This is a genomic window from Nostoc sp. CENA543, assembly GCF_002896875.1.
Classification (GTDB): Bacteria; Cyanobacteriota; Cyanobacteriia; order Cyanobacteriales; family Nostocaceae; genus Trichormus.
Genome location: NZ_CP023280.1, coordinates 36,368 through 53,196, shown reverse-complemented (window position 1 = coordinate 53,196; position 16,829 = coordinate 36,368). Strand labels below are relative to the sequence as shown.

General features: G+C 37.6%; 14 protein-coding genes and 1 CRISPR repeat array. Of the genes, 12 read left to right on the top strand and 2 right to left on the bottom strand.

Annotated features, from left to right (window positions below; all coding sequences use genetic code 11):
• Nucleotides 1–154 precede the first annotated feature (154 nt).
• The 10 genes from CLI64_RS29995 to CLI64_RS29950 all read left to right on the top strand — a co-directional run bounded on the left by CLI64_RS29995 (nt 155) and on the right by CLI64_RS29950 (nt 11,058).
• Nucleotides 155–1,156: a type IV secretion system protein gene (locus CLI64_RS29995; protein ID WP_225977645.1), complete on the top strand. Its 1,002-nt coding sequence runs from the start codon at nt 155–157 to the stop codon at nt 1,154–1,156.
• A gap of 151 nt (nt 1,157–1,307) precedes the next feature.
• Nucleotides 1,308–2,024, top strand: a complete 717-nt coding sequence (locus CLI64_RS29990) for a hypothetical protein (RefSeq protein WP_103140998.1) — start codon at nt 1,308–1,310, stop codon at nt 2,022–2,024.
• Nucleotides 2,021–3,481 (top strand): TrbI/VirB10 family protein, encoded by a 1,461-nt coding sequence (locus CLI64_RS29985; protein WP_103140997.1) that lies wholly within the window; start codon nt 2,021–2,023, stop codon nt 3,479–3,481. The genes CLI64_RS29990 and CLI64_RS29985 overlap by 4 nt, the downstream gene beginning before the upstream one ends.
• Nucleotides 3,478–4,356, top strand: a complete 879-nt coding sequence (locus CLI64_RS29980) for a hypothetical protein (protein WP_103140996.1) — start codon at nt 3,478–3,480, stop codon at nt 4,354–4,356. The genes CLI64_RS29985 and CLI64_RS29980 overlap by 4 nt, the downstream gene beginning before the upstream one ends.
• Nucleotides 4,353–5,585, top strand: coding sequence for a hypothetical protein (locus CLI64_RS29975; protein ID WP_225977644.1), 1,233 nt, complete (start codon nt 4,353–4,355; stop codon nt 5,583–5,585). Before CLI64_RS29980 ends, CLI64_RS29975 begins: the two co-directional genes overlap by 4 nt.
• A gap of 8 nt (nt 5,586–5,593) precedes the next feature.
• A complete protein-coding gene (locus CLI64_RS29970) occupies nt 5,594–7,372 on the top strand; it encodes a type IV secretory system conjugative DNA transfer family protein (RefSeq protein ID WP_103140994.1) in 1,779 nt (592 codons plus the stop codon).
• An 8-nt stretch (nt 7,373–7,380) separates the two neighbouring features.
• Nucleotides 7,381–7,776, top strand: a complete 396-nt coding sequence (locus CLI64_RS29965) for a hypothetical protein (protein ID WP_103140993.1) — start codon at nt 7,381–7,383, stop codon at nt 7,774–7,776.
• Nucleotides 7,773–9,122: a hypothetical protein gene (locus CLI64_RS29960; protein WP_103140992.1), complete on the top strand. Its 1,350-nt coding sequence runs from the start codon at nt 7,773–7,775 to the stop codon at nt 9,120–9,122. The genes CLI64_RS29965 and CLI64_RS29960 overlap by 4 nt, the downstream gene beginning before the upstream one ends.
• A gap of 110 nt (nt 9,123–9,232) precedes the next feature.
• Nucleotides 9,233–9,460: a hypothetical protein gene (locus CLI64_RS29955; RefSeq protein ID WP_103140991.1), complete on the top strand. Its 228-nt coding sequence runs from the start codon at nt 9,233–9,235 to the stop codon at nt 9,458–9,460.
• 113 nt (nt 9,461–9,573) lie between these two features.
• Nucleotides 9,574–11,058, top strand: a complete 1,485-nt coding sequence (locus tag CLI64_RS29950) for a tetrahydrofolate dehydrogenase/cyclohydrolase catalytic domain-containing protein (RefSeq protein ID WP_103140990.1) — start codon at nt 9,574–9,576, stop codon at nt 11,056–11,058.
• 1,081 nt (nt 11,059–12,139) lie between these two features.
• On the opposite strand, the gene CLI64_RS29945 is transcribed toward CLI64_RS29950, so the two are convergent.
• The gene (locus CLI64_RS29945; protein ID WP_103137405.1) at nt 12,140–13,450 is read right to left on the bottom strand and encodes an IS701 family transposase; all 1,311 of its coding nucleotides are present in this window, start codon (nt 13,448–13,450) and stop codon (nt 12,140–12,142) included.
• A 56-nt stretch (nt 13,451–13,506) separates the two neighbouring features.
• On the opposite strand from CLI64_RS29945, the gene CLI64_RS29940 reads away from it, so the two are divergent.
• Complete coding sequence (locus tag CLI64_RS29940; protein ID WP_374703985.1) at nt 13,507–14,724, top strand: IS701 family transposase; 1,218 nt, start codon at nt 13,507–13,509, stop codon at nt 14,722–14,724.
• A 120-nt stretch (nt 14,725–14,844) separates the two neighbouring features.
• Nucleotides 14,845–15,324: direct repeats of the CRISPR family, unit length 35 nt; unit sequence GTTTCCATCCCCGTGAGGGGTAAAGGAATTAAAAC.
• A gap of 381 nt (nt 15,325–15,705) precedes the next feature.
• Entirely contained in the window at nt 15,706–15,933 is a 228-nt protein-coding gene (locus CLI64_RS29935) for a hypothetical protein (protein WP_103140989.1), read from the top strand.
• Nucleotides 15,934–15,951: 18 nt separating this feature from the next.
• Here CLI64_RS29935 and CLI64_RS29930 read toward each other — a convergent pair whose 3' ends face one another.
• Nucleotides 15,952–16,797, bottom strand: a complete 846-nt coding sequence (locus CLI64_RS29930) for a tyrosine-type recombinase/integrase (protein WP_103140988.1) — start codon at nt 16,795–16,797, stop codon at nt 15,952–15,954.
• Nucleotides 16,798–16,829: the final 32 nt, after the last annotated feature.

Sequence of the window (16,829 nt, the reverse complement as noted above, 5' to 3'; positions counted from 1 at the left end):
GTTCACGGTTAACTCTCATTCAGTGATGGGTTGATATCTAAACTGTTAATCAACAATTATTCAATTAGATTGTCGTTAATCTTAATTGCAAATGTAAAAAGTAGCGAATTGCGAATAAGTTTAATATTCCTCAATTGAGTGGGGTGAGTGATTTATGTCTTTAATTTTAGGACAAACATTATCTAGTGGAATAGTAAAAGGAGCAGAAATAGGCTCAGACTTAGTGATGAATGCGTTTGAGCAAGATTGGAAAGATTTAGCAACAGGTACTAGCCCAATTTATATAGCTGTAGTATCAGTATCGATGTTAATAGCTATTGTACTGGTGAGTTTTTGGTCATTGGGGTGGTATAGACAAATTAGTGATGAAGGTTTTTCACATAATGTAGTTAGTGAAATGGCTTTTCCACTCCTAGTAATTATTATGCTGTCTAATAATGGAGTAATGCTAGCTAATACATCATTAGCATTGAGGAATGTAACAGTTAATTTAAATAGTAGTATTTTGTCAATTACGAGGAACGGAATTACCCTGAAAGATGCTATACGCAGTGTGAATACAGACCAAGCCTTTATTGCTGCTGTACAGAGTCGTATTGCTGAATGCGACATCATAGCAACACCAGAAGAACGTCAGCAATGTATTGATAAAAAAATTAAAATTGCTAAAGAACAGGCAGAAGCAACTAAAAAAGATAGAGGAATAGCTGGAATTCCTGTTACGTGGAATCCTGCCGAAGTTACGGGAGAAATAATTAATAAAGTTGTGCAAGGGGCAATATTTATTATTCTGAGTGGATTAGCAGCAGGATTTCAATATATTTTACAACTGTCTTTTTTATTAGTAGTTTACGTAGCACCTATCTTTCTAGTTCTATCATTGTTACCTGTTGGTGCTAAACCTATCTATGCGTGGCTTTCAGGATGGTTAGGATTAACTCTAGTGCTAATTTCTTATTCAATTATTGTAGGAATAGTAGCTGGTTCAATTGTGAATCAACCTTCATCAAGCCATTTACAAATGCAACTACTCCAAGCCATATTTTCGCCAGTCCTAGCAGTGGCAATAGGAACAGGTGGAGCAATGTCGGTATTCAAAGCTTTCACCAGTGGAGTTAACTTTTCTTTATCTGTACTATCAAGGGCGATCAGATGATGAGATTACATATTAGAGATAATGGAAGAATACAATAAGAAGTTTGTAAATGTCAGAGATTAATGATTTTCAAGATTTTAAAGATTTAAAAATTTGGCAGAATTTTAACTTCTATTTTCTGTTCCCTGTTCCCTTTCATTCTTAAAAGATAATGAGATTACTAGAAAAAAAGGAATTAAATCTCACCCCAATCTTCTTAATGGGGAATGTAATTGTACTGACACTCTTACTATTTATACAATTGATTAACTTTTTTAGTTTAGGAAATATAGCTAACTCAAAAGTACCAACTTTAGTTGAGTTAAGTGACGGGGAATCGATAAGAGTATCACCAATTAGCGGTGACGAAAGGTCAGCAGAAGCAATTACATACTTTGTAGGGCAGACCCTAACTGGATTATTAAGTTGGAATGCAGTCCCACCTAATGATGAATCATATCCACTGAAAAAACTAAAACTAGATGCGGGAGTACAAGCAGGTGCAAACAGAATTACCACAAAAACTTGGGCGACAGGATTTGCATTATCAGAAGACTTTCGCGCTCCATTCCTCCAAGAGATAGCAAATCTGACTCCACCTGATGTTTTTAACGGTTCTACTCAATCTATTCTAAAAATTAGTTTCTTGAATGAACCTAAAAAACTAAGAACAGGCAAATGGTCTGTAGATATGGTTGCTGAACTAATAGTTTTTAATAACAGCAATATGGTGGGTGAACCTATCAAATTCAATAAGACTATTTTTGTAAGAGCAATAGATACACCCAGCCTATCTAAAAATGCTTCGGATTTTGAAAAAACAGCATATCGGGTTCGTAAAGCCGGATTAGAAATATATAAAATTCAAGATTTAGATTTAGACAAATGACAATCCCAGAAAAACAAGAACTACGAGAACAAGAAACCCCATCTCAACAAGAAAATGTCAAAGAACGCAAAAACTTTGCAGCCATGAATGGGGTGAACGATTTAAATATTCACATTGCATCGTCAGATAAAGAAGAAGTTGAAAAAGAAATTCCTGAACCAGAAGAAATTGTAACTACTCGACCAGTTTCACAGAATCCCTTCTTGAAAGTCATCGTGATTGGTGGGAGCATCCTGATGTTTGTCATGCTTATAGGTGGTGTAATCAATGGTTCGATGAACGCTTTAAAAGCCTCTACTAATCAAAAAATTGAACCAAAACAAAATTCTCAAGACGCAGGAGAAGAATCAGTAATTGATGAAACAGGGAAAGACAAAACAGCTTTGGCATTGACGAGCCAAAGTGTTGACTTAAAAAAAGTGAGGGATTTAAAAGCAGTACCAGAAACTACACCGACACCAACACCACACCCCGTATCAGCTACACCTACTACACCCGTACCAATCAGAAGACCAGTAGTTCAAAATCCACCTTATCGCCCAGAAAGGTTGTCATCTGTGAGGCATAATCAACCACCAATAGTTCAACATCAACCAAGACCGACTCCATACCAAGCACAGCGCAATACAACAACTGCTACTAAGACTCCAGCTATAGACCCGATGCAACAATGGTTAGCTGCTGCCAATGCTGGTAGTTTCAGTGCGAATACAGCACAGTTACCAACAGAACAGTCAGAAAGTACAGAAGAAATTAAGGGTGGATTAGGAACACCAAAACAAGATAAACAAATACCAAAAAATCAACAAGAGAATATAAATTACAGTCAAGCCCGTGTTTTAGTAGGAACTCGTGCTGAAGGTAAATTAGAAACTCCCATTGTTTGGAATAATAATACTGAAAATCAAGCTCTAAATTATTTAATTAGATTAACAAAACCACTGAAAACATCTACAGGTAGTGAAATATTACCGCAAGATTCTTATGTAGTGGCTCAGATGCGGGGAGCTAGTCAATCAGAATATATCCAATTGCAAGCCGTGGCAGCACTAGTTAATACTAATGGTGAAACAGAAGAAAAGAGCATTCCTGAAGGCACAGTTTTAATCTTAGCGAAAAATGGCAAACTTTTAAAAGCTAAATCTCAAAGAGGAGGAGATTTAGGAGGTACTATTTTTTCAGCAGTATTGAGTGGAGTCACAAAAGCGGCTGAAATTCAGAATCGTCCTAATAGTCAGGTAATTACTAACGGTAATGGATTTTCGTCTAGCACAATTAGCAACGAAAATAAAGATTTATTGGCTGGCTTTACCGAAGGAACATTAAGTGAAATAGTACGGGGAATCCAAAGCAATAATCAGCAAAGAATTCAGCAGCTTCAATCCGCACCTCAAGTATTTGTAATCGAAGCAGGGAAAGAAGTACAAATATTTGTCAACCAAACAATAAATCTATGAATAATTTGATTAGTATTATGAAATACTTTCTCAAATTCAAGAGAAGTTTAGCATTTTACTTATCTTTGATGCTAGTAAACTCTGGTCAAGTAGTTTTAGCGAATACCAGAACGATTTACGCGCAAGATGCTCAAGGTATGCAATCCAAAACTGTAGAACTGCGAGTTTGGAAAGGATACGGCGTAACTATTAATTTTATTCCCACAGGAGAAACAATAAAACAAGTCTGGATTGGAGATCCAAGTCGGATTAGTTTTACTTCCAATGGGGATTTATGCCCTAAAGATGCAAGTCAAGATTGTCATGGAGGGGCAACAGTTTTATTTTTAAGGCAGATTCAGCCAATTAATTTTCCCAATATGACATCAAGTAGAGATGGCAGCACGCAAATCACTATTCTGACAATTGGTGCTGAGGGACAAAAGCAATACCAATTTAAGCTAATTCCGGCATCTGGACAACCAGCTTATACTAGCCTCGTCATTAAACCAGAATCAGAAAGACCAGCACCTTTATTATTAGCTAATAGAAGAGAAGTTAGACCACCTATCAAGCCAACTCGACAGCCAAAAATAACTACTGTTCAACCAGAATCTAACGTACCTAAAATAGCTGTTACTGAATCTGTTACTCCTACAGTTAAACGAGCAGCTGCAAACGGCACAACACACAGAGATGATGCTAATGCCATTGTTGCTGGTCTAGTGATAGCAAATCGCAACGGTCAGATTAAGTCTGGTTCTGCTACTTGGAAGAAAGCTCAAGATACTGTGAGGCTGTTACGGCAAGGTAAAAGCCAACAAGAGGCTATCTCTAAGTCGGGAATTTCGGTACAGATTTTTAACCAATTGATTGAGTGGGGAAGAATCCCATGATTCATATCAAACGGTTATCTATTATCCTGGGTGGATGTTTGCTGTTAAATTCCGCATCGGCGATAGCAACAACAAATCAGACTGTACCAACTATCAATTACCAGCAAGGAAAACGGCGAGGTCAAATACCAGATTGGTCAAAAATTACCTGGGAAAAGCTGCCAGCAATTCAGCAAGCGGGATATCTCATAGTCCCCAAAAAATATCAAGATAAATTTGGATATGACCCTTCAAGGTCATGGAATGCGGGGCAGAAATCGGATTCTGTGATCATGCTGGGTGATGCTGATGATGAATTTAGATTTGGAGACTTTACGTTAGATGATATAGCCAAGATTACCTCTCAAAGTGACGCTCCAGATAATGCTCAAGATAAAGACCCAACACTCAAAGATGTAGGGTTTGTCAAATGGCAGACGACAGCATCATTAGTCAAGGCGATTCCATCATTAGGAAATTTGCAAGTTAATAGAGTCAAACCGATTTTGGAAGTATTGGGAGAGAGTGATTATCTACCAAGTTCATGTCGTAGTGGAACGATCGCTCAATGTTTGCGCTCAAATCCCAAAGCAGGGCAACGTCCATTATGGGATATTGACTTAAGTAAATATTCCACCAATTCTATACCAGGATTAAGACAAACGCCAATTCGCCAATTTAAACAATGGCAGCGCACATACATAAATCAAGTTCCAGGACTCAATAAAGTTCCCTTTAGCCAAATGCCGAATCCGATTAAACCTGGGACTAGCGTAGCGGGTATTGCTTCCACCGTATTTGGGAAAGCGGAAAGAGGCGATTCCAGGGTAGGAGACAATTATTTCGTGTCCGGTAGCATAGTCAGAGGAGATCGGACAGTTTCTAAAGCTTGTGAAGCTGGCAAAGAATGTTCCTACTTGGAATTGGGAGATTTGGGTGGTGAGAATGGCCCGCTATACGGGAAACGCTGGGCATCTGGTTCATCGCAACAAGTCAAAGGTGGTTATGGACTTTTAGCCGCAGTGAATGGAGGGAAAGAACCAACAGGGCGACTAGTTCATGGTAATGCCTTCAAAGTGGCAATGATCGGTGCAAATGAATCAACAGGAACGGCAGATTTTGGCTTATTTTTTAGAATTTGCGTTCGTCCACCATTTCAACAAAAGACCTGTACACCATATTTTATTGGGCCAGTGCCTTGGATGTCTGTAAAAGAAAATGACTTAGTGATTTTAGGCACAGGGAGGTAAGGTAGACGATGACTAAAACTACTTCCCAGGTTGCTTTGAGTCAGTTTGTACCCCCAGGGCTGGAGTCAGCGTTGATTTCCCCAGCCGGATTAGGACTACTGGCTTGCGTTGTAGTCCTAATCATGGCCAAATATATTGATGGTAAGGGCAGAAAAGGAAAACTAGCGACGGCAAGATGGGCAGGTAGTGGAGAGAAAGCCGCAGCTCGTAAATTAGCTTGTAAACAGATTCGAGAACGCAAACATAACCGAGTTGCTTTATTTGTTGGCACACCTAAAGGGACAAAAATTCAATTTGTTGACAATAAAATCATCACCAATATTCCAGAAGATGTAGCGACACTATACTTACCAGAAGCACAACGAGGAATTTTAGTTTGTGGAGGCCCTGGTTCGGGTAAATCATTTTCCATGATTACACCCCTGATTCGTTCCGCCATTGACCAAGGTTTGCCCCTAGTCCTTTATGATTTCAAATATTTTCGGCAAGAATCACCAACAGCTAAAGCCAAAGGGCAAGCTCCTACTTTGGCAGGATACGCCCTAGAGCGTGGGTATAAGGTTACAGTTCTATCTCCAGGCTTTCCAGAATCCCAGATTGCCAACCCCTTAGATTTTTTACGTAGTGAAGAAGATTCAGAAATGGCGAGGCAACTTGCTATTACACTGAATCGCAATTTTGAATTAGGTTCGGAAGACTCTGGTAACAGCTTCTTTTCTAACGCTGGGGATCAGTTGGTACAAGCGATATTTATGCTGGCTAAGGGTACTATTTACCCAGATATCATGATGTGTCAAGCCATTTTGGGACTGCCAAAATTAATCCAACGATTAGAACAAGCAAATCTCAACCCGTGGATAAAAGCCAGCTTCTCTCAATTTCTTTCAGTTGCCGGTTCACCTGAAACTGCTGCAAGTATCGTTGGCACAGCTAGTGGTTTATTTACAAGATTCATGGTGCCGTCTGCTCTGGCTGCGTTTTGTGGTCAAACAAATATCCCCTTGGATTTGAAAGGACGGCAGATGGTTGTATTTGGACTAGATAAAGAAAAGCGTGATGTTATCGCGCCTTTATTAGTATCAATTCTGCATCTTTTAGTAAGTCGGAATGTTGCTGGAAAACGTAATTGTCCACTGGTGTTAGCACTTGATGAATTGCCTACTTTATATCTTCCAGCTTTAGTTGATTGGCTGAATCAGAATAGGGAAGATGGGCTAGTGTCAATCCTCGGATTGCAAAATTTATCAATGTTAGAAGAAGCTTATGGTGAAAAAATAACTAACGCTATTTTTGGAGGATGCGCTACAAAAGCCTTCTTTAATCCCCAAGATGATATTGCCGCCGAACGATTTAGCAAATTTCTAGGTGATGAAGAGATTAAATATAATCAGCGTTCTCGGAGTTCAGGAGGAAAAGGAGGAGCGAGTGTTTCTAATTCAGATCAAAATAATACTCGTAAACTATTTGATGTTAATCAGTTCAATACTTTACCAGAAGGGAAAGCAGTAATTATTAGTCCTGGTTTTCGTTCTCGTCAGCAGATAGGTTTACCTTTGCTACAAAAAATCCAAATTCCTCAGCATGAGATTCAATCTGAAGGAAAGAGTATTAAAGCTTGGTATGAATTTCAAAACCAACTTACCTTAAAATCTAATCTAAAAAATATTACTGGGCAAGATATGGAGAAACGCCAAGCCGAAGCTTTAAAACTCTTGCCTCTAGCAGATCCAAAAGCTCAAATAACTGATAAAAAACAACAAATTGCCAATGCAGCTAAGAAATTTTAGGAGTAAATATGCCTCAGTTTAACGAATATTTTTTAAATAAAATTGCCAAACTTCCGCCCGATATATCAGCCCTGGTAGATAAATATCCTCATGAAATTATGAATGTTATCTATGCTTGGGATGATGAGCCATTTCCTGATAATTATATTCCTGAAACAATGGATATTTATTATGGAATGTCTGAAACTGTAAACGTCTCCGTAGTTAATGGAGTTTTACGAAAATATAATGTTCCAAAATTTAATACTAATCCTCCTTCTGTCACAGTTTGGTTTGATGGAAGCATTGTTTATATTGAGATTGAAGGTAAAGAAGTTTTAAATAAGTTGGGTGGGGCTTCTTTACCTCAAGTGACTATAGATACATCTACGTTTATTGATATGTTGACTGGAGTGAAATCATGATTGAATCATCTGATGCAGAAAAAATCCAAAATGATTATTTAGATATTTTAGAAAAATCAATCAAATTCATTTATGATAAGGCTAAAGAGAGAGGAGCAAAACCTTCAAACCAAATATCTATCACTGTAGATAATAAAAATGTATATAGAGGAGTAATTAAGGATGAAAAATTTCAAGGTATTAGTCCTTTTGTTGACAGAGATTTAGTAGATAAATTAAATAAGGCTATCTTTAATCCCCAAAGTCTAAAAGGTAAAGTATCAATAAAAATTGGTAGAGAAGAAGTCTTTTGTGTGAAAGATGGAGTAGTAGTAAAAGATAAATTAGGTTTATCACAATCTCTATCTCAATCTCAAAACTCTGAATCTCAAAATAATGTATCAGTATCATCAGAGCGCACATATAGCTTAGAAGAACTGCAAAAACAAATAGATGTTCTTCAAAAAAAGGTACAAGAGCAGCAAAAATTGGTTGATAGCCTCAAAGACCCTCAATCTCAAACAGAAGAAAGTATTGCTAAACTGACACAACAAGTTAATGAGTTGTTTAAATTTTTAGAAAAGCAGCAAAAATTAATTGAAAATACTCAGCAAGCTTTAGTCAGAGCTAACCGTTCTTTACCACCAATCCAAAATGCGAAACTACAAAATTTTGTAGGTGCGGTTGAGAATCAAGCCAAGCAAATAGCACAAAATTTGTACAAGAGTGTGAAAGATGCAGTCATGCCTAAGTACAATCAAGTTAAAAATGAAATTGTTGGTATGAAAGCTCAAGTAGAGAAGAGGGTAAATGATTTTAAATCTAGAATTATTGAACGAAGTGTAAACACACTTTTAAAGTGGTTAGGTACAAAACAGCCAGATGGGTCTTTTAGCTTCAAAAGTGATAATTTTGATTTTCAACAAATAGAAGGTCAGGTTATAGTTCGAGCAAAAAATGGAGATGTCATTCTTGAAAATGGGACTTTATCCCCTAATACTTCAGAACAGCAAATTAAAACTCTAGAAAATGTGAAGGAAGTTGTAGACGAGAATACTAAAAGCATTGAACAGAGTGTAAAAATACTTCTAAAATCTTTTGGTACTAAAAATGACCGAGACGGTTCTTTAAGTTTTAAAAGCGAAAACTTTTATTTTCAACAGACGGATGAAGATGTAGTAATTCTAGATAATAATGGTAGTGTAGTTCTTGAAAAAGGGGTCTTATCTCCCAATGTCTCAGAACAACAAATGGAAGCTATGGACAAATTGCAACAGTCAATGTCTGAGTATGAAAATCTTGAGCAACAAGAATTAGAACTCAAGAAGCAAGAATCTGAATTATTATCTAGAAGTCTTAGGGCTTGATATCAAAAGATAGCTTGATCTGTTTAAAATCATCTCAAATACTCTAAATCTTGGGTTAGACTATAATTAAGATAGTTTTAAAAACAATTCAATAATTAGGAGTATGAGCTATGCCAAAATATATATGCAGTTCAAGAGACAGAGAAGTTTGGTTACTTCCTCCTGAAGAAGTTGCTAAACAAATATTTGATACTGAAGAAGAAGCAGTACAATGGTTTCAACAGCAATATCCAGAATCTAAAATAACTTATGGTGACTACCATTTTACTGGACAATATACTGAGAAATACCTTTCTGATGAGCAAGGTTCACTTGGATATATAACAAGAGAAAGTTAGGATAGTAAATAAAGAATTAGAGGTATTACGATAGAGAGAAAATGCAATATTGTTTTAGCCTCGTATTTGAGATACTAAAGAAATAGAAAAAATGGCTAAGATAAACAATAAAAATGACGTTAGTTGACGGTAATCTAATTAAAGAGCATCTGAAAAATGAATGTCAAAAATATAAACTTCAATTGCAAGGTAAAGAAATAGCAATTATTCGATTTGAAGTGAGAGAAAATGAAGATAATCAAATCAAGCTTCGTTATGAAGCAGCTAGAGTGTCAGCCGAACAAAAAATAAAAACATTTGACACTATTGGCGTGACTTGTAACTATATAATTCTACCTTACAATACTCCTGTTACAGAACTTCAAAGGCTGATTTATTCAATTAATGACAACGAAAATATAATTGCGGCTATAGTCCAATATCCAGTACCTGATCAACTTCAAGAATCAATTCAGTTACTATCTCCTAGTAAAGATATTGATTGTGTACGAAAACAACAAAATGCTTTATTTCAAGTGCCTGCTACTTCAGAAGGAATTGTGAGAATTGTAGAGTCTTATTCACAAATAAATTCAAATGTGGCAGTAGTAGGAGGTGGAGGTTTTATTGGGCAAGGAATTGTTAATTACCTTCAAAAACAAAAAATTGAATGTTTTATTTTAGAAAAAAACGATGATAAATCTTTAACAAGAGAAGCGGATATTGTAGTAACTATTACAGGAAAACCTGGTTTGACCACACCGTATATACTTCCTCAACATCGATTGGTAGTTGATGGTGGTTTTACACCAGGAGAAAACAAGGGTGATTTACCACGAGGGGATGTAGACCGTAGTGCATATAATATTCCCCAGAATATTACTCCAGTACCTGGAGGAATTGGCCCAACAGAAATGGCGATTCTTGCGGAAAGATTTGTTTATATGGCATTGGGAATAAAACTCAATAAATGGAATTATCAAGAATTGCAACAACAACAGTTAGAGTATTCTTCCAATATCCTTCCTGTTGCCTACAAACTTTTTACGGGAATAAAAAATATTAATTATCAACAAATTAGCCGCCCCCAAAATGGAATTGAAGTTATAAGAGGAGAAAATTATAAATTGACCCTCAATATTAATCAAAATACATTTTCTGTGTCGAGGGCAAATGAGAAATTAGAACTAATTAAAGTCAATTTAGACAATAATCAAACAGAAATAGCTAGAGGTTTAACCGAAAGTGATGTATCTTGTTGGCAGGAAATAGAAGTAGAAAATCCTGAGATTTTACAAAATGCTACAGAAGATATATCTTATAACCAAAATGAATCAATTCAGCAAGAAGCTTTAGAGACAGTTTCTGCCGTGAAGCAATTACTAAAATTCCTGGATGAAAACGAGTTTGAATCAGCTAATTTCTATTTTGCTCAGACTGGAGATGATATAATAATCACTACTCAAGATAGAAGTAGAGAAATTTTGAGAACAGCAGATAATATAGTGATGTTTAATCCCACACCAGAAGATAGTGAGAGATTGAAACAGTTACGTGAATTTTTACATAATAATTTGGATTACCAAGACCCAGACATTAGACGTGTACGGGGTCGCTAATTATGTTTTTTGCTTGCGGAATGAAAGACTATTTTTGACGAAAAAAGGGGACTCTTAACAGGAGAAGAAAAAAGTTTATTTGTGGGATACAAGCCCACTTGAAAAAAAGATGTATTTCGAGACGCGCAGCGCAATAATTACGGTGTCCTTGTTCCAATCCCACGGCTAAAACTGTGGGTACTGTGACTTGAACCATTAAATGAGCTTTTATCTCAAGATATGCTTCGCAAAGTAGGTTTTCATTTTATGGTTCACTATGTGATAACGAGTTCATTTTAATAATGATAATCACATAGGGGGGTAGGAGGTGTTGTGCGAGCTATGCTCGCACAACACCTCCTAGTTTGATTATCATTTTTATTTAATGAACCCAGAGGATAGCGATCGCCCACCAGAATTATCATAGGTAGACTCAATTCCTATAAAAACGATGGTTCTGAATCATAATTAGAGCGTTATGAACCATATCTTGAAATAAAAGTTGAAAAATGTGCTGTTATTTGAGGTTTGCTTATTTGAAGTTTTGCCCACAAGTGTTTTTTAAACTTAGGCTCATATTATGGTGCAGAAAATCAACTCTAGCTCATTATTTAATGCAAAGTTTGATATCTGTTGTAGCTATAAAGCTTAATCTGGGGTTACTTGTGGCTTATTTTATGGTTCACAAGTTGGCTCATTTAATGATTCAAGTCACAGGTACACTGTTAAGATTTCTTTGTTCTGGGGTCATCGTGGTTGGGTAGCAGGACTATATCACTATAATTCCGCCCCCAACCACGATGACCCCATATTCTGATTAATTTCCCACAAAAAGGCGATCGCCTTGCCGGAGGTGTCGCCTTTTTCCTCTAAGAAATTGCCTGTTCTACAGTATTAATCAGCTTTCTTGCTAGCTTTAGCCCTGATTTGTCACTTTCGCGGTAGTATAAGAACGTAAAAACTCTAGAACGTAAGCACAGAGAATGGTAGAGCCTCGTTCACCCGTGAAAACGATCAAATTCGTGGACGAATATTGCCAGTGGTATAAAAGACTGTTTTCAGATGTTAGAAGCTTTGAAGCATTTAACCCTGTTTTGTCACTCTAGGCAGAGGAAAAGTAGAAATCAGGGTGAGTCAGGAAAATAAATATTGAACTGGTGAGGTGATAAATAATAGATTGAAGTTTAGAAAAACCCAAGGACAATTGGGGAATAGGAAAAACTGTTAACCAGGGATATATTAGGTTAAATAAAGTAAAAGGTTGAATTATTAAACGGAGATTGTTAAGAATGTTCTTCCAACCCTTTCCATCATCCCACCAAGGATGAACAGCAAATTTTGATGGAGATTCAGGCACAGAAAACTGCATTTGTTCAGAGTGAAGGCTAACCATTAAATAGCTACTACAAACAATCTCCCACCAGCGTTCAATATCCGCATAGTGAGTCAGACGATAATCTGCCCAACCTAATTCATTCTTACTTTGCTTCAAGCCATATTCAACCCATGTTCTTAACCCATAGAAATTCCCAACTTCCCTGGGTGTAATATCGGGATATTTAGTCATGACATACCAAGTAGAGTTTCCTGGCAACTTTTCAACGTCTGTGGTGATCTGCCAATATCTATGTTCGCTACGTTTTCCGTAAATTATTTCTCTAATATATCGATTTTCACTGTCGAGGTCAGAAAATACACGTTTAAATCTCTGCCACTCTAGATATTGAGTATGCTGTCGTGGAAGTAGCTTTACATCGTGGTTTGAGCGAATTGCCACTATATAGTTTAGATTCATTTCATCTAACACTGATACAAAATTAGTTCCGCTTTCTCCATACAAACTATCTGCCAATACTAAATTAAATTTAAAGCCTAGTGACTTGAGCTTTCTGATTAAATTAGCGGCTATTTGTGGCTTGGTTAGATACTTATCTTCTGGTTTTAATCTTTCACGCGGCTTGTATACTTCAAACAGCAGAGGAAAGGTCATTCCGCAGAATACACCGTATGCTGTAACCACTACAATTCCATTGTCAACCTTTCCTAAGTTTCCTATATATTGTCTTTTGACATAATCTGTTGATGAGCCTTTCTTTCTATCTCCAGTTTCGTCAATAATTAAAACGATTGGTCTACCTTTTATGATTTCTAAAATTAGTTCTAAACGTAAAGCTCTTAGCTTCTCTATTTCCCAAGGTGATTTAGTTAAGAAATGATGTAAGCCTTGCTGATTATCTAATCCTACAATTTTGGCTATTTCTGGTAATGTTTTCCGTTTTAGTTCGGAAATGCAACCTATATGCAGGTATTTAAATGCTTCAAAGCTTCTAACATCTGAAAACAGACTTTTATACCACTGGCAATATTCGTCCACGAATTTGATCGTTTTCACGGGTGAACGAGGCTCTACCATTCTCTGTGCTTACGTTCTAGAGTTTTTACGTTCTTATACTACCGCGAAAGTGACAAATCAGGGTTAAATACCTGCATATAGGTTGCATTTCCGAACTAAAACGGAAAACATTACCAGAAATAGCCAAAATTGTAGGATTAGATAATCAGCAAGGCTTACATCATTTCTTAACTAAATCACCTTGGGAAATAGAGAAGCTAAGAGCTTTACGTTTAGAACTAATTTTAGAAATCATAAAAGGTAGACCAATAGTTTTAATTATTGACGAAACTGGAGATAGAAAGAAAGGCTCATCAACAGATTATGTCAAAAGACAATATATAGGAAACTTAGGAAAGGTTGACAATGGAATTGTAGTGGTTACAGCATACGGTGTATTCTGCGGAATGACCTTTCCTCTGCTGTTTGAAGTATACAAGCCGCGTGAAAGATTAAAACCAGAAGATAAGTATCTAACCAAGCCACAAATAGCCGCTAATTTAATCAGAAAGCTCAAGTCACTAGGCTTTAAATTTAATTTAGTATTGGCAGATAGTTTGTATGGAGAAAGCGGAACTAATTTTGTATCAGTGTTAGATGAAATGAATCTAAACTATATAGTGGCAATTCGCTCAAACCACGATGTAAAGCTACTTCCACGACAGCATACTCAATATCTAGAGTGGCAGAGATTTAAACGTGTATTTTCTGACCTCGACAGTGAAAATCGATATATTAGAGAAATAATTTACGGAAAACGTAGCGAACATAGATATTGGCAGATCACCACAGACGTTGAAAAGTTGCCAGGAAACTCTACTTGGTATGTCATGACTAAATATCCCGATATTACACCCAGGGAAGTTGGGAATTTCTATGGGTTAAGAACATGGGTTGAATATGGCTTGAAGCAAAGTAAGAATGAATTAGGTTGGGCAGATTATCGTCTGACTCACTATGCGGATATTGAACGCTGGTGGGAGATTGTTTGTAGTAGCTATTTAATGGTTAGCCTTCACTCTGAACAAATGCAGTTTTCTGTGCCTGAATCTCCATCAAAATTTGCTGTTCATCCTTGGTGGGATGATGGAAAGGGTTGGAAGAACATTCTTAACAATCTCCGTTTAATAATTCAACCTTTTACTTTATTTAACCTAATATATCCCTGGTTAACAGTTTTTCCTATTCCCCAATTGTCCTTGGGTTTTTCTAAACTTCAATCTATTATTTATCACCTCACCAGTTCAATATTTATTTTCCTGACTCACCCTGATTTCTACTTTTCCTCTGCCTAGAGTGACAAAACAGGGTTAGCCAACGCTTCACCCTGGGATCTTTTTCTGCCCTTGAGTGAACTGATTCGAGGTGAACTTCCCATCCTTCACGATGAGTATGATGTGAAACTCTGGGCTGAAGTTTCCATCCCCGCGAGGGGTAAAGGAATTAAAACAATCAAGCTTCACGAGATGCCACAAACACCTAAGTAAACGTTTCCATCCCCGTGAGGGGTAAAGGAATTAAAACTTGCTAATACTGTGACCAGCAGCAATAACAATACCGCTACAGTTTCCATCCCCGTGAGGGGTAAAGGAATTAAAACTCAGTATTTTAACACGAATATCCACACTTGTAAAAAATGTGTTTCCATCCCCGTGAGGGGTAAAGGAATTAAAACTTTGAGAAAAGACTAGGCAAGGTCGATTCCCCAACAGTTTCCATCCCCGTGAGGGGTAAAGGAATTAAAACATTCCAATCGAGCCTACACCGTCTAATATTCCCACGAACAGTTTCCATCCCCGTGAGGGGTAAAGGAATTAAAACGAGAAAGTAAATATGGATTTTTATACGTATTGCTGATTTGTTTCCATCCCCGTGAGGGGTAAAGGAATTAAAACCCTACCTGTTCAGAAGCCTTGCCACGATTGAGTTTGATATAGGTCAATCTGAGGGGGTCATTTTTTCAGCCAAATAATTGATAAACTCTGTCAACAAACCACTTTCTGATGAGCCTCAAACGCTTACTCAGCAAGCTATCTGAGGGGGTCAACGAAAGAATAAGGGTTTCAGCCGTTGTCTGACCCCCTCAGATGCTTATCATTCAACAAAAAACTATAAGTTTGCCAAATGAATCAGAGTAAATTGAAATACTTGATCCAAGTATTATTAATTTTTCATGGTTCAGGAACTTTGACTGTCAGTGTATAGAAACCTACTAAAAAAGTCAATGTGAAGTATAAAGTATAAAATTATGCCAGTTTTCTGAAATTCCGCAACAGATGCCAACCTTGGAACTCAGAGTCTATTGCTGTCTTCTCTACAAGAGGCTGCACCAACGGAGTGGGGCTTTAGCTCATTGCGAATTGGTATTAGAGGATGTTTGGAAAGTCAAAACAAGCTCAAGTAACGATATTCTGTCAGTAGATAAAAATGAAGGTGATGCCTCTGGCAAAGCGATCGCCTACGCTCCGGTTGTGGAGGAGATCGCTCTTAAGGCGGGTCTTTGACCATCGCCCCTCACCACATCACTCATCATCATCAGGTAAATACAACCCACTACTATCAGTCGGTCTAGCGTGGAGATACATTTCCGTGATGGCAACTGAACTATGCCCCAAGGTTTTTTGCAACAGGTGTATAGGCGCACCCCTATCTAAACTATGACTAGCGTGGCTGTGTCTTAGCCAGTGGGGGCTAACATTCCCCTCAATGCCTGCACGAGTTGCAGCATTTTTCACAATATGAAATATCATGCTACGGCATAGATGACCACCTTTAGCTGAAACAAATACAGGGTCATCATATTTGGCGTAACCCTTTAAAGAGTTAATCTCCCGCCATATACCCGCACCCACTAACACAGTCCTAGTTTTATCACCTTTACCAAATACTGTTAACTGCCCCCCATCACCACGGGCTTTGAGGTCGCGCCATTTTAAGCCACAGAGTTCCGACACCCGCAAACCCGCAAAGTAGAGTAAACGGATAATCGCATGGTCGCGGGGATTGGTAGTGGAATTTATCAGTAATTGTACTTCCTCTTGAGTCAGAATTCTTTCTGCTAATCTATTCTTTGCCTTGGGTGACTTAACCAGTATGCCCAAATTTGCTGATATTACCCCTAGTTCTTTTGCAAATGAGAGCAGGCTTTTAATTGCCCCCACTGCCACCCGTTTAGAATTATCAGAACAATGAAGTGTCATCACCCACAGTTGAACGTCCATCAGAGTGCAATCTGCTAGAGGTTTGTTAGTATGAGCAAAAAACCGTTCGGCATGACGACGATACCCATCAACTGTATTGGCACTTTTACCGTGTAGCCACAAGTCAATGAGTTCTGAGTTAGTCAAGGTGGTTGAATTATTCAACATCCTTCTGCCCTCTGCCCTCTGCTTCCTGCCTT